This window comes from Pseudomonas sp. CC120222-01a, from assembly GCF_003097235.1.
In the GTDB taxonomy this organism is placed as follows: domain Bacteria; phylum Pseudomonadota; class Gammaproteobacteria; order Pseudomonadales; family Pseudomonadaceae; genus Aquipseudomonas.
The window spans coordinates 1-20377 of sequence record NZ_QEQQ01000025.1; the positions used below are offsets into that span (position 1 = coordinate 1).

Consider the following 20377-nt stretch of genomic DNA (forward strand, 5'->3'; position numbering starts at 1 on the left):
CCGTTTGCCGGGCAGCATGATGTCCATGTGGTTAACGACGTCCCACGCCGACATTCGGCGGAACAGCGCCATGCCGATGATGCACCACACCAGGCTTTCAAGCGGGAGGCGGCGCTTGCGGATGGTCGAGACACCTGCGGCTTCAAAAGCCTGCTTCACAATGTCCGGATCAAGCAAAGCACCTAGTCCTTCAAGGGCATTTGGCCTTGAGGCCATTTCGTGAGTGAGGGACAGTGCTTTTGCTAGGCGCATAAAAAATCCGATGCTCGTTTCCAAGCATCGGATTTTGCGGCCTACGGGCTAAAGCTTAAAGTGTCAGTCTTAACTGACTGGCATTAGCCTTCGGGCTGCTTTTTTGCTTTCTGAAACCTGTGAAAAGTGACGGATATGACCAGCCGAGACCAGGAAATCCAGCGCCGCACCGAGCTGTCGGTGACTCGCGTGACCAAAGCGGTGTTCCCCAACACCACCAACCATCACAACACCCTGTTCGGCGGCACCGCGCTGGCCTGGATGGACGAAGTGTCGTTCATTGCCGCCACGCGTTTCTGCCGGCTGCCCTTGGTGACCGTGTCCACCGACCGCATCGACTTCAAGCACCCGATCCCGGCGGGCTCGATCGTCGAACTGGTGGGTACGGTGGTCAAGGTCGGCAACACCAGCCTGCAGGTGCAGGTGGATGTGTTCGTCGAGAACATGTACCTGGATGGCCGCGAGCGGGCGATCCACGGGATATTCAGCTTTGTCGCCATCGACGAGGACAAGCGCCCGGTGCCGGTACTGCCCGGCAACTGAGCCTCACGGGTCAGCCAGCGCCTTGTCGGTTGCTGCCTGCGGCGTTTGCGGCTCCGGGTCGATCAGCGACACCAGCGTCCAGCCTGCCTGTGGCGTGAGCGCGGCGTCCGGGCAGGCAACATGCACCCAGCCGTGGGGATCGCGGGCGAACAGCAAGGTCGCACGGTCGCCATGCAGCGCCAGATACTGCTGCCAGCCGAAGGCTTCGGTGAGCGTGGTGCTGAACAGTTCGCCCCCCGCGAGCAGGCGGTTGGCCAGTTGCAGGTAGGTCATGGGGCTTGAACCGAGCAACTGCCCCCGGTGTTCTTCGCTGGCCCGATGCTTGTCACTGCGCCGGTTCTCCAGCCCGCTGGCCAGCACGAACAGCTGCTTGTGGCCGAAGTCATGGCGGAACCGTGCACACGCCAGTGCGTTGAGTTCGCCAGCCGGCGACAGCCCCAGAAGGTGGCCGAGGCCCACCAGGTCCAGATGCGCGTCGGCGTGCTGCGAGGCCGGGTTGCCAAAGTAGGTTGGCAGGCCATCCATGCGCGCCGCCCGTATGTTTTCCCAGCTTGAATCGGTCAGCAGGACGCGGCAGCCGAGCTGTTGCAAGGCTTTGGCCAGCGTGCGCGCTGGCGGGTTGGCGCCCACCAGCAGAAAGCCGCTGGGCGCGGGCTCTGCAACCTTGAGCAGCCGCGCCAGTGGGCGGGCAGTAGCGCTCTGCAGTACGACCGTACCGATGATCACGGCGAAGGTCAGCGGCACCAGCAACAAGGCCGAAGAGTGACCTGCCTGGTCCAGGCGGATGGCAAACACGGCCGAAACCGCAGCGGCGACGATGCCGCGAGGTGCTATCCAGGCCAGCAGGGCGCGCTCGCGCCAGTTCAGCGCCGACCCGGCAGTGGACACCAGCACATTCAGCGGTCTGGCCAGCAACTGGATCACCAACAGCAAGGCGAGCACCGCCGGGCCCAGGGACAACAGGGCATGCAGGTCGAGGCGGGCGGCGAGCAGGATGAACAGCCCGGAAATCAGCAGGACGCTGAGGTTTTCCTTGAAGTGCAGGATCTGCCGTACATCGACCCCGCGCATGTTGGCCAGCCACATGCCCATCACCGTCACCGCCAGCAGGCCGGACTCGTGGACGATCAGGTTGGCAGCTATGAAGATGCCCAGCACCGCAGCCAGGGACGCCAGGTTGTGCAGGTATTCCGGGAGCCACTGCTCGCGCATCACCTGCCCCAACAGCCAGCCACCGGCTGCACCCAGGGCGCTGCCGCAGAGGATCACCGCGGCGAAGGTGATCAGGCTCTGGCTCAGGCCGTCGCCGCTGGCGATGATGAAGCTGTAGACCACCACGGCCAGCAGTGCGCCGATCGGGTCGATGACGATGCCTTCCCAGCGCAGGATGTTGGCGATCGTCGCGTTCGGCCGTACCACGCGCAGCATGGGCACGATCACCGTGGGCCCGGTCACCAGGGTCAGGGCACCGAACAGGATCGCCAGGGGCCATTCGAACGCCAGCAGCCAGTGGGTGGCCAAGGCGATCACCAGCCAGGTGGTCAACGCCCCAAGCGTGACCAGGCGATGCACCACGCTGCCGATCTCCCGCCACTGCGAGATATGCAGTGTCAGGCTGCCCTCGAACAGGATCAGTGCCACGGCCAGCGATACCAGGGGCATCAGCAGCGGGCCGAACAGCGCTTCAGGCGACAGCCAGCCCAGCACGGGGCCAGCGACGATCCCGCACAGCAGCAGGAACAGGATGGCGGGCAGTTTCAGGCGCCACGCCAGCCACTGGCAGGCCAGCGCAGCCGCGCCGATGCCGCCCACGCTCAGAAGGATCTGCTGTTCGTTCATGTGGGCTCCCTATGCCAGCGCTGTTATGAAAGACTAAGCGCCATTTCGTCGTTTGCCACCGAGTTTTCATGCCTGCCCTCGACCACCCCCTGATCGACCAGTTCCTCGATGCCCTGTGGCTTGAAAAAGGCCTGTCCGACAATACCCGTGTCTCCTATCGCAGTGACCTCGCGCTGTTCAATGGCTGGTTGCAGGAACATTCGGTGAGTTTGCCGGACGCCGGTCGCGAACTGATCCTGGATCACCTGGCCTGGCGTCTCGACCAAGGCTACAAGCCACGCTCCACTGCGCGCTTTCTTTCCGGCCTGCGCGGCTTCTTCCGCTACCTGCTGCGGGAAAAACTGGTTGCCGTCGACCCGACCCTGCAGGTCGATATGCCGCAACTGGGTCGGCCATTGCCCAAATCCCTGTCGGAAGCCGACGTTGAAGCCCTGCTGCAGGCCCCGGACCTGGGCGAAGCCATCGGCCAGCGCGACCGCGCCATGCTTGAAGTCCTTTACGCCTGCGGCCTGCGCGTCACCGAACTGGTCAGCCTGACCCTCGACCAGGTCAACCTGCGCCAAGGCGTGCTGCGGGTGATGGGCAAGGGCAGCAAGGAGCGTCTGGTGCCGATGGGCGAGGAGGCGGTGGTGTGGCTGGAACGCTACCTGCGTGACGGCCGCGCCGAACTGCTCAACGGCCGCCCCAGCGATGTGTTGTTCCCCAGCCAGCGCGGCGAGCAGATGACCCGCCAGACCTTCTGGCACCGCATCAAGCACCAGGCGCGGGTGGCCTGCATCGACAAGCCGCTGTCGCCGCATACCCTGCGCCACGCCTTCGCCACGCACCTGCTCAACCACGGCGCCGACCTGCGTGTGGTGCAGATGCTGTTGGGCCACAGCGACCTGTCCACCACGCAGATATACACCCACGTGGCCAAGGCGCGCCTGCAGCAATTGCACGCCCAGCACCATCCGCGTGGATGAATGTTTTTCATGTTCCGCCGACTGGTCCTTGCAGGCCCCTTCATCTGCAGCGTGATGTGGTAGGCTTGGGCGGTTTGCATCAAGGGCCGCACGGTCGCCGCGATTTTTTTGCAGGTGACGCCCTCCGGCCCCTGTCCGCCTCCAGGAGTTCCCCATGCGCGTGACCCAGATTTTCGCCGCCGCCGTGTTGGCGCTGGCCAGTACCTTTGCCGTTGCCGCGGCCGACAGCAATGCCAGTGCCGAGCAGGCCATCCGCAAGTCGTTGCAGAACCTCGAACTCGAAGTACCGGTAGAAAGCGTTGGCAGCAGCCCGCTCAATGGCCTCTATGAAGTCAAGCTGCAGGGCGGCCGCGTGCTGTATGCCAGCGCCGATGGCCAATACGTCATGCAGGGCTACCTGTACCAGCTGCAGGACGGCAAGCCGGTCAACCTGACCGAGAAGACTGAGCGTCAGGGCGTCGCGAAGCTCATCAACGGCATTCCGGCCGCCGAGACCGTGGTTTACCCTGCCAAGGGCGAGACCAAGTCGCACATCACCGTCTTCACCGACACCACCTGCCCGTACTGCCACAAGCTGCACGCCGAAGTGCCTGAGCTCAACCGCCGCGGTATCGAAGTGCGCTATGTCGCCTTCCCGCGCCAGGGCCTCGGTTCGCCAGGTGATGAGCAGCTGCAGGCCGTGTGGTGCTCCAGCGACCGCCGCGCGGCGATGGACAAGATGGTCGAAGGCAAGGAAATCAAGGCTGCCAAGTGCGCCAACCCGGTCAGCAAGCAGTTCCAGCTGGGCCAGCAGATCGGCGTCAACGGCACGCCGGCCATCGTGCTCGAGAACGGCCACGTGATCCCGGGCTACCAGCCGGCACCGCAAGTGGCCAAACTGGCTCTGGACGGCCAACAGCAGGCCGCCAAGTAATTAATTCAATACGCCGTCGTCATGGGGTGACGGCATGTTTCACGGTCGGTGAAGGCGCCGGCCGTTCAATGGGGAGTTCACAGTGAAACCGGTCAAAGTAGGCATCTGTGGGTTGGGGACCGTCGGTGGCGGAACCTTCAATGTACTTCAGCGCAACGCCGAGGAGATTGCCCGCCGTGCCGGGCGCGGTATTGAAGTGGCACAGATTGCCATGCGCTCGCAGAACCCGAACTGCCAGATTACCGGTACCCCCATTACCGCTGATGTGTTCGACGTTGCGAGCAACCCGGAAATCGACATTGTCATCGAGCTGATCGGTGGCTACACCGTGGCCCGTGACCTGGTGCTCAAGGCCATCGAGAACGGCAAGCACGTGGTCACCGCCAACAAGGCGCTGATCGCCGTGCACGGTAACGAGATCTTCGCCAAGGCGCGCGAGAAGGGCGTCATCGTTGCCTTCGAAGCCGCCGTGGCCGGCGGCATCCCGGTGATCAAGGCGATCCGCGAAGGCCTGTCGGCCAACCGCATCAACTGGCTGGCCGGCATCATCAACGGCACCGGCAACTTCATCCTCACCGAAATGCGTGAGAAAGGCCGCGCCTTCCCCGACGTGCTGGCCGAAGCCCAGGCGCTGGGCTATGCCGAAGCCGACCCGACCTTCGACGTCGAAGGCATCGATGCCGCGCACAAGCTGACCATCCTGGCGTCCATCGCCTTTGGTATTCCGCTGCAGTTCGACAAGGCCTACACCGAAGGCATCACCCAGCTGACCACTGCTGACGTGAACTATGCCGAAGCACTGGGCTACCGTATCAAACACCTGGGCGTGGCCCGCCGCACCGCCGAAGGCATCGAGCTGCGCGTGCACCCGACGCTGATCCCGGCCGACCGCCTGATCGCCAACGTCAATGGCGTGATGAACGCGGTCATGGTCAACGGCGACGCCGCCGGTTCCACCCTGTACTACGGTGCTGGCGCCGGCATGGAGCCAACTGCGTCGTCGGTGGTGGGTGACCTGGTCGACGTGGTCCGTGCCATGACCTCCGACCCGGAAAACCGTGTACCGCACCTGGCCTTCCAGCCGGACTCGCTGTCGGCTCACCCGATCCTGCCGATCGAAGCCTGCGAAAGCGCCTACTACCTGCGCATCCAGGCCAAGGACCACCCGGGCGTGCTGGCCCAGGTGGCGAGCATCCTCTCGGAGCGCGGCATCAACATCGAGTCGATCATGCAGAAGGAAGCCGAGGAGCAGGACGGCCTGGTGCCGATGATCCTGCTGACCCACGGTGTGGTCGAGCAGCGCATCAACGATGCCATCGTCGCCCTGGAAGCCCTGCAGGACGTGGTCGGCAAGGTCGTGCGCATCCGCGTCGAACAGCTGAATTAATTTGCCAATCGGGCCGCTCGCGCGGCCCTAGCATTGAAGGTTTGCACCCATGCGCTATATCAGTACCCGCGGCCAGGCTCCGGCCCTGAATTTCGAAGACGTGCTGCTGGCTGGCCTGGCCAGCGACGGCGGCCTGTACGTCCCTGAGAACCTGCCTCGCTTCACCCAGGAAGAAATCGCCTCCTGGGCCGGCCTGCCGTACCACGAGCTGGCCTTCCGGGTGATGCGCCCGTTCGTCGAAGGCAGTATCGCCGACGCCGACTTCAAGAAGATCCTCGAAGAAACCTACGGCGAGTTCGCCCACGCCGCGGTCGCCCCGCTGCGTCAGCTGAACAGCAACGAGTGGGTGCTGGAGCTGTTCCACGGCCCGACCCTGGCGTTCAAGGACTTCGCCCTGCAACTGCTCGGCCGCCTGCTCGACCACGTGCTGGCCAAGCGCAATGAGCGCGTGGTGATCATCGGCGCCACCAGCGGTGACACCGGCTCGGCGGCCATCGAAGGCTGCCGCAGCTGCGAGAACGTCGACATCTTCATCCTGCACCCGCACCAGCGTGTGTCGGAAGTGCAGCGCCGCCAGATGACCACCCTGTTTGGCGACAACGTCCACAACATCGCCATCGAAGGCAACTTCGACGACTGCCAGGAAATGGTCAAGGCCAGCTTCGCCGACCAGTCGTTCCTCAAGGGCACCCGCCTGGTCGCGGTCAACTCGATCAACTGGGCGCGGATCATGGCCCAGATCGTCTACTACTTCCACGCGGCCTTGCAGCTGGGCGGCCCGGCCCGTTCGGTGGCGTTCTCGGTACCGACCGGCAACTTCGGCGACATCTTCGCCGGTTACCTGGCGCGCAACATGGGCCTGCCGGTCAGCCAGCTGATCGTCGCCACCAACCGCAACGACATCCTGCACCGCTTCATGAGCGGCAACCAGTACGTCAAGGAAACCCTGCACGCGACCCTGTCGCCGTCCATGGACATCATGGTGTCGTCCAACTTCGAGCGCCTGCTGTTCGACCTGCACGGTCGCAATGGCGCCGCGCTGGCCGAGCTGATGGCGACCTTCAAGCAGGGTGGCGGCTTCAGCGTCGAGCAGGACCGCTGGACCGAAGCGCGCAAGTTGTTCGATTCGCTGGCGGTCAGCGACGAGCAGACCTGCGAGACCATCGCCGAAGTGTTTGCCGCCACCGGTGAAGTGCTCGACCCGCACACCGCGATCGGCGTCAAGGCCGCCCGCGAGTGCCGCCGCAGCCTGGACACGCCGATGGTGGTGCTGGGTACTGCGCACCCGGTCAAGTTCCCGGAAGCGGTGGAGAAGGCCGGTGTCGGCAAGGCGCTGGAGCTGCCAGCGCACCTGAGCGACCTGTTCAGCCGTGAAGAGCGTTGCACGGTGCTGGCCAATGACCTGAAGGCTGTTCAAGCCTTTGTCAGCCAGCATGGTAATCGCGGCAAGCCTTTGTAATCGCATTGACATCGGGGGCCGCTTTGCGGCCCATCGCCGGCAAGCGCGGCTCCCACAAGGATCGCGCAGCCCCGGATTTCAGAAACTTCCTATACTTTTTGCGGCATTGCCCTATGTAAGGCTGTGAAAGCCTTGCCTAGAGTGACCGGTCCTTCCCCCAAGGAGCGGCACATGCGACAGCCCTACGTGCTGATTTACCCGGCACGCCCATCCCACCAGATCGTCCTGCACCAGGCCTGCAATGCCCAAGGTCTGTTCAACGTGCGCATCACCCATGACCTGGCCGACCTCGACACCTGCCTGGCCCGTCAACCGCGCGCGGACCTGCTGATCCTCGACCACGCCGTGAGCGATGGCCTGGCCCTGCTCGAACGGGCCTCTTGCACCCGTGCCGTGCTGTTCGTCGGCCATGCCAGCACAGGCAGCCCGAACCTCGCCCAGGAAGCCCGGCGCCAAGGCCTGTGGGTCCTTGCCGACCTCCCTTGGCCCCTGCCGGTCGGGCGCTGGCAACAGGCCCTGCAACGTATTCAAACTGTCACGTCGCCCACGCATGCTCACTAGCACAGCCGTGGCGCAACGAACTTTCCGCCACGCTTGCTGGTCAGTTCCTTCATGTCCCATTACAAGCGAGTGATCCGGATGGAAAGAATCTGCAGACTGCTCAACGACGCCCTTACCCCTTACCAGGCCAGCTTGGGCGCCACGGATACCAGCGGCAACCGCCAATTGACCGTCTACGACAGCCTCGGCGGCACCGCGTTGCGACGTACGGTCAGCCAGCGCCAGTTGCAGGAACAAAGCCTGCTGATCGACCTGGTAGACGGCTTGCACCGTGACCTGCAGATAGTCGAGGGGCGCTTGCAGCCCTGTGTGATCGCGGCATTGCAACAGCGCCAGCAGCCACAGGGAACCTTTGCCTGAACGGCCTATCATAAACATCAAGGGCAGCCGGCCAGTGCACAGCTCCGGTACTGGCAGGTTGTCACGGGAAGTCCATGAGGACTTTCGATTGGCCCCGGGCGTCCTCCCCAGCGTCCGGGGTTTCTTTTGCCCGCGTTTCAGCGCTCTTCGAAGAAGTGCTTGCTCTCTTCCAGGTAAGTGGCGCGCAGCTCGGGGTCAAGCCAGTGTGCGTAGAGGGCGGGCAGGGTATTCAGGCGCAGGGCCGGTAGCAACTGGTCGATGTGGCTGATGGCTGCGCGCCCCAGTGGCGTGTCCGAGCAGCCTACGTGCAGGAACTGGTAGCGGTTCACGCCCTGGATCGGATGGAACTGATAGTCCGCCGGCGAGCCGCCATGCTGCTGAATCAGGTAGCGCACCTCCGGCCAGTAGCCCAGTACCAGTTGCAGGCGCCCGAGCTGTTGCATCTGCAGCAGGTTGGCGGTGGCATCGTTGCCGTAATGGCGGCTGAACGCCGAGTCGGGCAGCTGGCGCAGGATCTCGTCGACCTGGCTGCTGTAGCTTCGTTCGGCGACGATGCCCAGCTTCAGCCGGGTATTGCCGAGCAGGCCCTTGAGGTCGAGTTGCTGGCCGTCGAGGTAGGGGGCCAGCAGCGCCTGCCCGGTCTTGCGCACCACCACACCGCTGCTGAGCACACCGAGCGTCGGTTGCGAGAAGTGCACGAATTTCGCCCGCTCCGCAGTCCACAGCAGGGTCGGGTCGCAGGTAAAGGTGGAAGGGTCCTGAAGCATCTGCAGGCCGCGCGCACGGTTGACCCGGACAATGCTGTGCTCGTACTCGGGCATTTGCTCGATCAGCAGCGGCAGCATCTGGTCGATCACCCCCTGGCCTTTGTCCGTGCCTTCGTACACGGTGAACGGCGGCAGGTCGCGCACCAGCCACAGCAGGCGTTCCTTGGCCTGCGCCGGTGCTACCAGCAGGCCAGGCAGCAGCGCGCAGCACAGGGCCAGCCAACGCATCGGCAGCAGCCTCAGACCGTGCCTGCCTGGCGCAGGCTGGCAATTGCCGCCTGGTCGTAGCCCAGGGCCGTGAGCACGCTCTCGGTGTGTTCACCCAGCGTCGGCCCAACCCATTCGGCAGAGCCTGGGGTTTCCGAGAGCTTGGGGACGATGCCCGGCATCTTGAACGGCTTGCCGTCCGGCAGGCGCGCCTGCAGGAACATCTCACGGGCCAGGTACTGCGGGTCGCTGAACATGTCTTCGGCCGAGTAGATCCGGCTGGCCGGTACTTCGGCGTCGGTGAGCACCTGCATCAGCTGGTCCAGCGGCAGGCTGTTGGCCCAGCGATCGATCACCCCGTACAGCTCGTCGCGGCGGGCATCGCGGCCATCGTTGCTGGCCAGGCTCGGGTCGTCGGCCAGGTCGGTGCGGCCGATGGCCTTCATGAAACGCTTGAAGATGGCGTCACCGTTGGCGCCGATCTGCACATGCTTGCCGTCGGCGCTGGCGTGGATGGAGGAGGGGGTGATGCCCGGCATGATGTTGCCGGTACGCTCGCGGATGAAACCGAACACGTCGAACTCCGGGACCATGCTTTCCATCATGGCGAAGATCGCCTCGTACAGCGCCACGTCCACCACCTGGCCCTGGCCGCCGTTGACTTCGCGATGACGCAGTGCCATCAGCGCGCCAATCACCCCCCATAGCGCAGCGATCGAATCACCGATGGAAATCCCGGTGCGTACCGGCGGGCGGTCGTCGAACCCGGTGATGTAGCGCAGCCCGCCCATCGATTCACCGACTGCACCGAAGCCCGGCTGGTCCTTCATCGGCCCGGTCTGGCCAAAGCCGGACAGGCGCACCATCACCAGGCGCGGGTTGAGGGCGTGCAGCACGTCCCAGCCCAGGCCGAGTTTCTCCAGCACGCCGGGGCGGAAGTTTTCGATCAGGATGTCGGCCTCGCCCAGCAGGCGCTTGAGCACTTCACGGCCTTCGGGGTGCTTGAGGTTGAGCGTCAGCGACTGCTTGTTGCGCGCCTGCACGAACCACCACAGTGACGTGCCCTCGTACAGCTTGCGCCATTTGCGCAGCGGGTCACCGCCGTCCGGCGACTCGACCTTGATCACTTCGGCGCCGAATTCGGCGCAGATCCGCGAGGCGAACGGCCCGGCGATCAGGGTGCCGAGCTCGATGACTTTCAGGCCGGCGAGGGGTTTGCTGGGCGTAGACATGAGGCATCCGTGGCAACTGGTCAGAGCCGTGGTTTTAGCATAGGTGCGGGGCGGCCGATACTGCTCCGGCGCAAGCAAAGGCGGGATCGGTTAAACTAGGTGACTTTTCTCTACGCACGAAGCCCACTCGACCATGGCCCAGCCGTCCACCACCTACAAATTCGAACTGAACCTGACCGATCTTGATCGTGGCGTGTACGAAAACGTCCGCCAGACCATCGCCCGTCACCCTTCGGAAACCGAAGAGCGCATGGCCGTGCGCCTGCTGGCCTATGCCCTGTGGTACAACGAGAACCTGTCGTTCGGCCGTGGCCTGTCCGATGTCGACGAAGCGGCGCTGTGGGAAAAGAGCCTGGACGACCGCATCCTGCACTGGATCGAAGTCGGCCAGCCGGACGCCGACCGCCTGACCTGGTGCTCGCGCCGCACCGAGCGCACCAGCCTGCTCGCCTACGGCAGCCTGCGCGTGTGGGAAGGCAAGGTCGTGAGCGCGGTCAAAGGCCTGAAGAACCTGAGCATTGCTGCCGTGCCACAGGAAGTGCTGGAGGTGCTGGCCACCGACATGCCGCGCACCATCAAGTGGGATGTGATGATCAGCGAAGGCACTGTGTTCGTCACCGATGACCGTGGCCAGCACGAAGTGCAGCTGCAGTGGCTGCTCGGTGAGCGCGGCTGAAGCCCCCCATGCGTATCGAACCTCGCCCGCTGCCGCCGACCCTGCCATTTCTGGGTAACCTTCCACCCTTGCTGACCCGTCTGTATGCCGCCCGCGGCGTGCAATCCGAGGCCGAGCTGGACAAGAGCCTGGCGCGCCTGCTGCCGTACCAGCAGCTCAAGGGCATCGAGGCGGCAGTGGACCTGCTGGTCGAAGCCCTCGACCAGCGCCAGCGCATCCTTATCGTCGGCGATTTCGATGCCGACGGCGCCACCGCCAGCACCGTCGGCATGCTCGGCCTGCGCCTGCTGGGTGCGGCCCATGTCGATTACCTGGTGCCCAACCGCTTCGAATACGGCTACGGCCTGACCCCGGAGATCGTCCAGGTGGCGCTCGAGCGCCAGCCAGACCTGCTGGTGACCGTCGATAACGGCATCTCCAGCGTCGAAGGCGTGGCAGCGGCCAAGGCGGCCGGGCTCAAGGTGCTGGTCACCGACCACCACCTGCCGGGCCAGCAGTTGCCGGATGCTGACGCCATCGTCAATCCGAACCAGCCTGGCTGCGATTTCCCGAGCAAGTCGCTGGCCGGCGTCGGGGTGATCTTCTACGTGCTCATGGCCCTGCGTGCACGCTTGCGCAGCCTGGGGCGCTACGAAACGCAGCCGCAGCCGAATATCGGCGAGCTGCTCGACCTGGTCGCCCTGGGCAGCGTCGCCGACGTGGTGCCGCTGGATGCCAACAACCGCATCCTCGTGCACCAGGGCCTGGAGCGTATCCGCGCCGGCCGCGCGCGGCCTGGCCTGAAGGCCATCCTGGAAGTGGCGCGGCGCGATCATCGGCGCATCACCTCCACCGACCTCGGCTTCATCCTCGGCCCACGGCTCAATGCCGCCGGGCGCCTGGACGACATGAGCCTGGGCATCGAATGCCTGCTGTGCGAAGACGAAGCCCTGGCCCAGGACATGGCCCAGCAACTGGATGACCTGAACCAGGACCGCAAGTCGATCGAGCAGGGCATGCAGCGCGAAGCCTTGGCCCAGCTCAAGGACCTGCCGGTCGAGTCCATGCCTTATGGCCTGTGCCTGTTCGATGCCGATTGGCACCAGGGTGTGATCGGAATTCTTGCTTCGCGCCTGAAGGAGCGTTACCACCGGCCGACCATCGCCTTCGCCGATGCCGGCGACGGTATGCTCAAGGGCTCGGCGCGTTCGGTACCGGGCTTCCATATTCGCGACGCACTGGATGCGGTGGCAGCGCGCCAGCCACAGCTGATCAGCAAGTTCGGCGGGCATGCGATGGCGGCGGGGCTGTCCCTGCCAGAAAGCAACTTCCCGGCCTTTGCCGAAGCCTTCGATGAAGAAGTCCGGCGCCAGCTTCGAGAAGAGGACCTGACCGGTCGTCTGCTCTCGGACGGCAGCCTGGCCGTGGAGGAATTCCACCTCGACCTGGCCAAGGCCCTGCGCAATGCCGGGCCTTGGGGGCAGCACTTCCCCGAGCCGCTGTTCCATGGGGTGTTCCAGTTGGTGGAGCAGCGTGTGGTCGGTGAGCGGCACTTGAAGGTGGTGCTCAAGAGTGAGTGCGGGTCGGTGCGGCTGGATGGTATTGCCTTTGGCATTGACCGGGATGTATGGCCGAACCCGACGGTGCGTTGGGTCGAACTGGCGTACAAGCTGGATGTGAACGAGTTTCGCGGGAATGAGAGTGTGCAGTTGATGATTGCGCATATGGAGCCGCGCTGAGTTTACCGCCAGCTGCACACCTCGGTTTTTTCTGTTGTGTCGAAATCGAGCCCCGGCCGGCCGGCGCTCGATCTCACAGGCGCTGCTCAGGTTCAGTTGTATTCCTATCTGGACGGAAGTAGATCGCCGCTGCCGCAATCAAGGTGCTAATGCCGACAACTGAAAAAACAATAACGGCCAGTGTGGTCTCCTTGTTGTTTACATTTGTTACATGTGCTGCCAGTGAAGAGTCGTATAGGAACATACCGTTAGGGGCAATTAGTCGCTGGACTGTTGCCGCGTTTTCAAGGACTACTACGTCGACAAAGAGTGGGGTGCTGGGGTTCAGATCTGCTGCATCATAGTAAATCTTATTCGCATAAAGTTGGGCGCTGTAGTGTTTTCCATTGGGGGATTTAAACTTTATGGAGAAGGTGTAAAGGGATTTGTCACTATCCCAAGTTTCAGGCACAGAGGTGAGAGAAGCCGGGGCTCGCGACCATGACTCTTCGCTGGTGTTTTTGTGCTCGCGCCACATAAATGTAAAGCTAGCACTTAAGATGAGATTTAAAATCCCGCTTATTAATAGGGCTTTAGCTTGTTTGTGAGGGGGAAGCTCACACATGAGTTTTAGCGAGTATTGCCAGATATTCATGTTGGCTCGGCATTTAGTGTTTGCGGGTTAGCTAGAAATATTGGTCCTGTTAATTTCTAATCGTGAGCGTGAAATTAGGGTGTTTAGCGCGGCGCGTATGAGCTTTGATGCTCACCGTGACGTGATTGAAGATAGTGTTTTGAAGTCAGGGGAGCGATAGGAGGAGGGAGATGCCTCTTGAGAAGGATTTCCCAAGTAAACGTAGTGCTATGTGTAACGAGCTGTAGGAAATTTCTAGATAGCCCGGCAGATCGGGTCAAAAGGGTTGTAGAGGGTGCTACAACCCTTGGTGTGTGGAAAACGTCAGCTTTATTCGATCTGCGGTTAATGCGTCGTGCCTAACTCGGCATCATCCAAGAGAGCCTTGGCCATGGCACTCAGGTAATGGGATGCCCAGATCATCATTGGTTTCTCATCCATCAGGCCGATGATGGTCAGCTCTCTTACATAGCCCATCAATTCCGAGGCCTGCTCGCGGGCATCGCGGCAGGGAATGCCTGGTTCGATACGGAACAGGGGATGGGTCTGGTGTTCGCCTTGGAAGAAGGTGGTTTTGCCGACGGTGAATTGAGTGTCGTCTGTGGTCATCGAATGCCCTCCTGAAACATCTTGATTGCCTGTTCTGGCCTCTTCGCGGGCGAGCCCGCGAAGAGGCCCGCAAATCCAACCTCAATGCAGGCTGCTACTCCGCTCCAGAGCCAGCGACAGTGCATCCGCCTGGCCCCAGGCAATCTGCATGGCACGCAGCCCGTTCACCAGCGATTCCCGGGTGTGGTCATCTTCGATGGCATCGAGGGTTCGGTGGCAATGGTTGTAGGCAAGCATCAGGTAATGGGTGACGTTCATCACCACGTGATCGATGGGCACGATGCCCTCGCTGACGGCGTTGGTGAGGGTCTTGTCGGAGGGAAGGTCGAAATGATGGGGTGGGTCAGGGACTATTTTCTTCATATGGAACGACTCGTAGGGTTACTGATTGACCGACCTGTCCGATTCCACACGGATGGGTGGCAGTTGTACGCGGTGTGGAATCCAGGCTACGAGTAAACCCGGTAGGCTTTGCGGCCTCCCGCGCACAACTGCCATGACGGCAGTAACTCAGTAATTGACCAGGATTCCACCCCCGGACGCTAAACATCAGCGACCCGAAAGAGCCTAAAGGGCGGTGTTTCCAGGGACAATCAGACGCGAGTCGACAGGCCTTGTAGGATATTTTCCTCAGCTAGGCACCGCCAGCTCAAATGCGTAGGAAACGTCTGATACATGCGTCGGACCAGTCAGCAATCCCACAGAACCTTCCCCCCCATCAATCTGGTCTAGTCTGATTAATGACCGGCACCGGGCCAGGGATGTGCACTTGAGTGTCCGGACCGGATCACCATTGGAGTCCTTGGGAGGTGCCCTCATGAGCCTGCTGCTCGAGCCTTACACCCTGCGTCAGCTGACGCTGCCCAACCGCATCGCGGTCTCGCCGATGTGCCAGTATTCCGCCATTGATGGCCTGGCCAACGATTGGCACCTTGTTCACTTGGGCAGCCGCGCCGTGGGTGGCGCTGGCCTGGTCATCAGCGAAGCCGTCGCGGTGACTGCCGATGGCCGCATCACCGCCGAAGACCTCGGCTTGTGGAACGACGACCAGATCGTCCCGTTGCAGCGCATCACCCGTTTCATTACCGCGCAAGGTGCCGTGCCGGGTATCCAGTTGGCCCACGCCGGGCGCAAGGCCAGTACCTACCGGCCATGGCTGGGCAAGCAGGGCAGTGTGAAGCTCGAAGACGGCGGCTGGCAGCCCGTGGGCCCGTCGAAAATCGCCTTCGACCCGCAGCACACACCGCCACGCGAGTTGAGCAAGGACGAAATCCAGGACGTGATCGACGCCTTCGTCGCCTCGACCGAGCGGGCGCTCAAGGCCGGCTTCAAGGTGGTCGAGATCCACGCCGCCCATGGTTATCTGCTGCACCAGTTTCTTTCACCGCTGAGCAACCAGCGCCGTGACGAATACGGCAGTTGCTTCGAGAATCGAATCCGCCTGACCCTGCAGGTGGTGGAGGCCGTGCGCAAGGTCTGGCCGGCCGAATTGCCGCTGTTCGTGCGGGTATCGGCAACTGACTGGGTGGAGGATGGCTGGAACCCGGATGAAACCGTCGAACTGGCTCGTCGCCTGCGGGTGCTGGGTGTCGACCTGATCGATGTGTCCTCCGGTGGTACTTCGGTCAACGCCGAAATTCCTACAGGCCCTGGCTATCAGACACGCTTTGCAGAGCGCGTGCGCAAGGAAGCAGAGATCGCCACCGGCACCGTCGGCATGATCACTGAACCGGCCCAGGCCGAGCACATTCTGCGCACCGGGCAGGCCGACGTGATCTTCCTGGCTCGGGAGTTGCTGCGCGATCCTTACTGGCCGCTGCATGCCGATGATGATCTGGGTGGCAACAAGGCTACTTGGCCGGCGCAGTACCAAAGGGCGACCAGCCGGGCCAATCCGATTCACGAGTCCGATTTGCGAGACTAGCTGCTACCTGCAATGGCCTCTTCGCGGGGCAAGCCCGCTCCCACAGGTTTAGCACCGTCCTGTGGGAGCGGGCTTGCCCCGCGAAGAGGCCATGAGCCTGGCAGATGTATCAATGCTTGATCATCACATGCCGCACACAGGTGTAATCCTCCAGCCCATACATCGACATATCCTTCCCATACCCCGAATGCTTCTGCCCGCCATGGGGCATTTCGCTGACCAGCATGAAGTGGGTATTCACCCAGGTGCAGCCGTACTGCAACCGCGCTGCCAGGCGGTGGGCGCGGCCGGTGTCGCGGGTCCAGACCGATGATGCCAGGCCGTACTCGGAATCGTTGGCCCATTCCAGCGCCTGCTCTTCGGTGTTGAAGCGGGTTACCGACACCACCGGGCCGAACACCTCGTTGCGAACGATCTCGTCATCCTGCAAGGCATCGGCCAGCACGGTCGGCTCGAAGAAGAAGCCATCCCCCGCAATCACCTTGCCGCCCGTCACCAGGCGGATGTGCGGCTGGGCGATGGCGCGCTGGACCAGGCCGGCCACCTTGTCGCGGTGCTGGGCGCTGATCAGCGGGCCAAGCTCGGTGTCCTCGGCATCCTGCAGGCCGGCCTTGAGGCTGGAAACGGCCTTGCCCAGGCGCTCGACGAAGCGGTCGTAGATACCCGCTTGCACATACAGGCGACAGGCTGCAGTGCAGTCCTGGCCCGCGTTGTAGAAGCCGAACGTGCGGATGCCGTCGATGGCCGCGTCGATATCGGCGTCATCGAACACCAGCACTGGCGCCTTGCCGCCCAGCTCCATGTGCATGCGCTTCACGCTGCTGGCGGTGGCGCCAATGATGTGCGCGCCAGTGGGAATGGAACCGGTCAGCGAGACCATGCGCACCTTGGGGTGGGTGACCAGTGGGTTGCCCACCGTCTGCCCGCGGCCGAACAGAATGTTGAGTACGCCAGGCGGCAACAGGTCCTTGGTCAGTTCGCCCAGGCGCAGGGCGGTCAGCGGGGTCAGCTCGGAAGGCTTGATGACCACGGTGTTGCCGGCTGCCAGGGCGGGAGCGATCTTCCACGCCAGCATCATCAGCGGGTAGTTCCACGGCGCGATCGAGGCCACCACGCCCAGCGGGTCGCGGCGGATCATCGAGGTGTGACCCGGCAGGTATTCACCCGCCGCCGAACCACCGAGGCAGCGGGCGGCCCCGGCGAAGTAACGGAACACGTCGGCGATGGCCGGGATTTCGTCGTTCAGGGCAGCGGCGAACGGCTTGCCGCAGTTCTGCGACTCCAGCCGGGCGAGTTCATCGCCATGGGCTTCGATGACATCGGCCAGGGCCAGCAGCGCCAGCGAGCGCTCCTTGGGGCTGGTCTGGGACCAGCTGTCGAAGGCCTGGTCGGCGGCACGCACGGCGGTATCGACCTGGGCCTCTGTGGCTTCGTTGATCTGCGCCAGAGCGCTGCCTTCGGCCGGGTTGAGCACGGTCCAGGTCGGGCCATCGCCCGCGACCAGCTTACCGTTGATCAGCATTTTGCTTTGCATGGGGGCTCCTTGAGGGTCATTTGCCGCTGCCCGCAACGCTTTCGCCGCCACGGGTCAGGTAATAGGCGCCGAGGATCGGCAGCATGGTCACCAGCATCACCAGCATGGCGACCACATTGGTCACCGGCACGTCGCGCGGGCGGCTGAGCTGGTTGAGCAGCCAGATCGGCAGGGTGCGCTCGTGGCCGGCGGTGAAGGTGGTGACGATGATCTCGTCGAACGACAGGGCGAACGCCAGCATGCCGCCGGCCAGCAGCGCCGAGCCGAGGTTGGGCAGGATGATGTAGCGGAAGGTCTGCCAGCCGTCGGCACCGAGGTCCATGGACGCCTCGATCAGGCTCTGCGAGGTACGCCGCAGGCGGGCGATCACGTTGTTGTAGACGATCACCACGCAGAACGTGGCGTGGCCTATCACGATGGTGAACACGCCGGGCTCTATGCCCAGGCTCTTGAACGCCGAGAGCAGGGCGATGCCGGTGATGATGCCGGGCAGGGCGATCGGCAGGATCAGCATCAGCGAGATGCTCTCCTTGCCGAAGAAGCTCCGCCGGTACAGCGCCGCCGATGCCAGGGTACCGAGCACCAGCGCGATCAGCGTAGCCAGGCAGGCCACCTGCAGCGACAGCTTGATGGCTTCGAGCACGTCGGGGCGGGCGAAGGCCACAGTGAACCAGTTGAGGGTGAAACCCTTGGGTGGGAAGCTGAACGCCGCGTCTTCGGTGTTGAAGGCGTACAGGAAGATGATCAGGATCGGGAAGTGCAGGAACAGTAACCCGCCCCAGGCTGCCAGGCGCAGGCCGACAGACGCTTTTTCAGAGTGCATCGAAGGCTCCCAGTCGCTTGACGATGGACAGGTACACCGCGATCAGCACGATCGGCACCAGGGTGAACGCCGCCGCCATCGGCATGTTGCCGATCGCCCCTTGCTGGGCATAGACCATGCTGCCGATGAAATAGCCCGGCGGGCCGACCAGCTGCGGCACGATGAAGTCGCCGAGGGTCAGCGAGAAGGTGAAGATCGAGCCGGCGGCAATGCCGGGGATCGACAGCGGCAGGATCACCTGCCAGAACGTTTGCCCAGGCCTTGCCCCCAGGTCTGCCGAAGCCTGCAGCAACGATGGCGGCAGGCGCTCCAGCGAGGCCTGTATCGGCAAGATCATGAACGGCAGCCAGATGTACACGAACACCATGAAGCGCCCCAGGTGTGAGGTCGACAACGTGCTACCGCCTACGCCGGGCACGGCCAGCACGGCCTGCAGCAAGGCATCCAGGTGCAGCTGCTGGACGAACCATTGGGCCACGCCGCCCTTGGCCAGCAGCAGGGTCCAGGCGTAGGTCTTGACGATGTAACTGGCCCACATGGGCATCATCACTGCGATGTAGAAGAACGCCTTGGTCTTGCCGCTGGTGTAGCGCGCCATGTAGTAGGCGATCGGGAAGGCCAGCACCGCACTGGCCAGCGAGACCGCCACGGCCATGGCCAGGGTGCGCAGGATGATGTCGAAGTTGGACGGGTTGAACAGCGCGGCGAAGTTGCCCAGGGTCAGCTCCGGGGTGACCGCCATGGTGAAGTCGTCGAAGGTGTAGAAGCCTTGCCACAGCAGGCTGAGCAACGAGCCCAGGTAGATGGCGCCGAACCAGGTCAGCGGGGGTACCAGCAGCAGTGCCAGGTAGAGGTTGGGGCGCCGGTACAGCAGGTCGGATACGCGGCGCATGTCAGCGGGCCTCGGCCAGGACGGTTTCCTGCAGCGCGGTCATCGCCTCGCGTGGCCAACGCACCTGCACCTGCTGGCCGGCTAGCCAGGGCTGCGGCTGATCCTGCCAACGGTCATTGGCGTGGCTCACGGCCAGCAGGTGGCCGCTGTCCAGCTGCACCTCATAGCGGGTGGCGCTGCCCTGGTACTGGATGTCGCGCAACAGGCCGCTGACCTGGACGTCTTGCGTCTGGCCGGCTTCATTCACCAGGCGAATATGCTCGGGGCGAATGGAAAACGGCGAGCGACTGCCGCTGAGCTGTTCGGCGAGGTCACCGCGGATGACGTTGGAGGTGCCAACGAATTCGGCGACGAAGGTGGTCGCGGGCTTCATGTACAGGTTGCGTGGCGTGTCGACCTGTTCGATGCGCCCACGGTTGAACACCGCCACCCGGTCCGACATCGACAGTGCTTCGGTCTGGTCGTGGGTGACGAAGATGAAGGTGATGCCCAGCTGGCGTTGCAGCTTCTTCAATTCGCCCTGCATCTGTTCGCGCAGCTTCAGGTCGAGTGCGCCCAGTGGTTCGTCGAGCAGCAGCACCCTTGGCCGGTTGACCAGGGCGCGGGCCAGGGCCACGCGCTGGCGCTGGCCGCCGGAGAGTTGCGCCGGTTTGCGTTCGCCGTAACCGGCCAGGGCGACCATGGCCAGCGCTTCTTCGGCGCGGGCATGGCGCTCGGCCTTGGCCACACCTTTCACCTTGAGGCCGTAGGCGATGTTGTCGCGCACGTTCATGTGCGGGAACAGCGCGTAGTCCTGGAACACGGTGTTGACGTCGCGTTGGTAGGGCGGCACGCCAGCGGCTTCGACGCCGTGGATGCGGATCGAGCCGCTGTTCGGTTGCTCGAAGCCGGCGATCAGGCGCAGGCAGGTGGTCTTGCCCGAGCCGGAGGGGCCGAGCATGGAGAAGAATTCGCCGTCATCGATGTCGATGCTGACCTGGTCGACGGCTTTGACCTCGCCGAAGGTGCGGGAAACCTGGGTGAACTGGACGGCTAGGGGCATGGATAACTCCAAGGTAGAACTGGGTGCGCTCTGCGCCCCTTTCGCGACACAAGGCCGCTCC

At 63.4% G+C, this 20377-nt stretch carries 21 protein-coding genes; 10 read left to right on the plus strand and 11 right to left on the minus strand.

Annotation, left to right across the window (positions count from 1 at the left end; translation table 11 throughout):
• The coding region (locus N430_RS24245; RefSeq protein WP_178083406.1) for a transposase domain-containing protein at positions 1 to 252 on the minus strand (252 nt) is incomplete at its 3' end.
• Between the two features lie 135 nt (positions 253 to 387).
• On the opposite strand from N430_RS24245, the gene N430_RS24250 reads away from it, so the two are divergent.
• Positions 388 to 795, plus strand: a complete 408-nt coding sequence (locus N430_RS24250; protein ID WP_110639414.1) for an acyl-CoA thioesterase — start codon at positions 388 to 390, stop codon at positions 793 to 795.
• Between the two features lie 3 nt (positions 796 to 798).
• Here N430_RS24250 and N430_RS24255 read toward each other — a convergent pair whose 3' ends face one another.
• A complete protein-coding gene (locus tag N430_RS24255) occupies positions 799 to 2634 on the minus strand; it encodes a sodium:proton antiporter (RefSeq protein ID WP_110639413.1) in 1836 nt (611 codons plus the stop codon).
• Positions 2635 to 2702: 68 nt separating this feature from the next.
• On the opposite strand from N430_RS24255, the gene xerD reads away from it, so the two are divergent.
• The 6 genes from xerD (at position 2703) to N430_RS24285 (ending at position 8279) form a co-directional block, all read left to right on the plus strand.
• Complete coding sequence (gene xerD, locus N430_RS24260) at positions 2703 to 3599, plus strand: site-specific tyrosine recombinase XerD (RefSeq protein WP_110639412.1); 897 nt, start codon at positions 2703 to 2705, stop codon at positions 3597 to 3599.
• A gap of 154 nt (positions 3600 to 3753) precedes the next feature.
• Positions 3754 to 4512 carry a thioredoxin fold domain-containing protein gene (locus tag N430_RS24265; protein WP_110639411.1) on the plus strand — a complete coding sequence of 253 codons (759 nt, stop codon included), beginning with the start codon at positions 3754 to 3756 and terminating at the stop codon, positions 4510 to 4512.
• Positions 4513 to 4594: 82 nt separating this feature from the next.
• On the plus strand, positions 4595 to 5899 hold the full coding sequence (locus tag N430_RS24270) for a homoserine dehydrogenase (RefSeq protein ID WP_099815331.1): 1305 nt from the start codon (positions 4595 to 4597) through the stop codon (positions 5897 to 5899).
• A 49-nt stretch (positions 5900 to 5948) separates the two neighbouring features.
• The gene (thrC, locus tag N430_RS24275) at positions 5949 to 7358 is read left to right on the plus strand and encodes a threonine synthase (RefSeq protein ID WP_027920098.1); all 1410 of its coding nucleotides are present in this window, start codon (positions 5949 to 5951) and stop codon (positions 7356 to 7358) included.
• Positions 7359 to 7529: 171 nt separating this feature from the next.
• Entirely contained in the window at positions 7530 to 7919 is a 390-nt protein-coding gene (locus N430_RS24280) for a histidine kinase (protein ID WP_110639410.1), read from the plus strand.
• Positions 7920 to 7997: 78 nt separating this feature from the next.
• The gene (locus N430_RS24285) at positions 7998 to 8279 is read left to right on the plus strand and encodes a DUF3509 domain-containing protein (protein WP_110639409.1); all 282 of its coding nucleotides are present in this window, start codon (positions 7998 to 8000) and stop codon (positions 8277 to 8279) included.
• Positions 8280 to 8416: 137 nt separating this feature from the next.
• On the opposite strand, the gene N430_RS24290 is transcribed toward N430_RS24285, so the two are convergent.
• Both N430_RS24290 and N430_RS24295 read right to left on the minus strand, forming a co-directional pair.
• Positions 8417 to 9274 (minus strand): TIGR02285 family protein, encoded by an 858-nt coding sequence (locus N430_RS24290; protein WP_110639408.1) that lies wholly within the window; start codon positions 9272 to 9274, stop codon positions 8417 to 8419.
• Between the two features lie 11 nt (positions 9275 to 9285).
• On the minus strand, positions 9286 to 10485 hold the full coding sequence (locus N430_RS24295; protein WP_110639407.1) for a CaiB/BaiF CoA-transferase family protein: 1200 nt from the start codon (positions 10483 to 10485) through the stop codon (positions 9286 to 9288).
• A 133-nt stretch (positions 10486 to 10618) separates the two neighbouring features.
• Here N430_RS24295 and N430_RS24300 point away from each other — a divergent pair, with 133 nt between their 5' ends.
• Both N430_RS24300 and recJ read left to right on the plus strand, forming a co-directional pair.
• Positions 10619 to 11161 (plus strand): YaeQ family protein, encoded by a 543-nt coding sequence (locus tag N430_RS24300; protein ID WP_103445451.1) that lies wholly within the window; start codon positions 10619 to 10621, stop codon positions 11159 to 11161.
• An 8-nt stretch (positions 11162 to 11169) separates the two neighbouring features.
• Entirely contained in the window at positions 11170 to 12879 is a 1710-nt protein-coding gene (gene recJ, locus N430_RS24305; RefSeq protein ID WP_110639406.1) for a single-stranded-DNA-specific exonuclease RecJ, read from the plus strand.
• 73 nt (positions 12880 to 12952) lie between these two features.
• Here the strand turns inward: recJ and N430_RS29345 are convergent, their stop codons facing one another.
• The 3 genes from N430_RS29345 to N430_RS24315 form a co-directional block, all read right to left on the minus strand.
• Complete coding sequence (locus N430_RS29345; RefSeq protein WP_133248873.1) at positions 12953 to 13513, minus strand: hypothetical protein; 561 nt, start codon at positions 13511 to 13513, stop codon at positions 12953 to 12955.
• A gap of 324 nt (positions 13514 to 13837) precedes the next feature.
• The gene (locus N430_RS24310) at positions 13838 to 14101 is read right to left on the minus strand and encodes a DUF3077 domain-containing protein (protein WP_110639405.1); all 264 of its coding nucleotides are present in this window, start codon (positions 14099 to 14101) and stop codon (positions 13838 to 13840) included.
• A gap of 81 nt (positions 14102 to 14182) precedes the next feature.
• Positions 14183 to 14464, minus strand: coding sequence for a hypothetical protein (locus N430_RS24315; RefSeq protein ID WP_110639404.1), 282 nt, complete (start codon positions 14462 to 14464; stop codon positions 14183 to 14185).
• Positions 14465 to 14918: 454 nt separating this feature from the next.
• Between N430_RS24315 and N430_RS24320 the strand changes: the two genes are divergently transcribed.
• The gene (locus tag N430_RS24320; protein WP_110639403.1) at positions 14919 to 16025 is read left to right on the plus strand and encodes an NADH:flavin oxidoreductase/NADH oxidase; all 1107 of its coding nucleotides are present in this window, start codon (positions 14919 to 14921) and stop codon (positions 16023 to 16025) included.
• Between the two features lie 109 nt (positions 16026 to 16134).
• On the opposite strand, the gene N430_RS24325 is transcribed toward N430_RS24320, so the two are convergent.
• Genes N430_RS24325 through N430_RS24340 form a run of 4 tightly spaced genes read right to left on the minus strand, consistent with a single transcriptional unit; the run spans position 16135 to position 20316 of the window.
• Positions 16135 to 17559: a gamma-aminobutyraldehyde dehydrogenase gene (locus tag N430_RS24325; protein WP_110639402.1), complete on the minus strand. Its 1425-nt coding sequence runs from the start codon at positions 17557 to 17559 to the stop codon at positions 16135 to 16137.
• Between the two features lie 16 nt (positions 17560 to 17575).
• On the minus strand, positions 17576 to 18382 hold the full coding sequence (locus N430_RS24330; protein WP_110639401.1) for an ABC transporter permease: 807 nt from the start codon (positions 18380 to 18382) through the stop codon (positions 17576 to 17578).
• Entirely contained in the window at positions 18372 to 19274 is a 903-nt protein-coding gene (locus N430_RS24335; protein WP_110639400.1) for an ABC transporter permease, read from the minus strand. Before N430_RS24335 ends, N430_RS24330 begins: the two co-directional genes overlap by 11 nt.
• A 1-nt stretch (position 19275) precedes the next feature.
• Positions 19276 to 20316 (minus strand): ABC transporter ATP-binding protein, encoded by a 1041-nt coding sequence (locus N430_RS24340; RefSeq protein ID WP_110639399.1) that lies wholly within the window; start codon positions 20314 to 20316, stop codon positions 19276 to 19278.
• Positions 20317 to 20377: the final 61 nt, after the last annotated feature.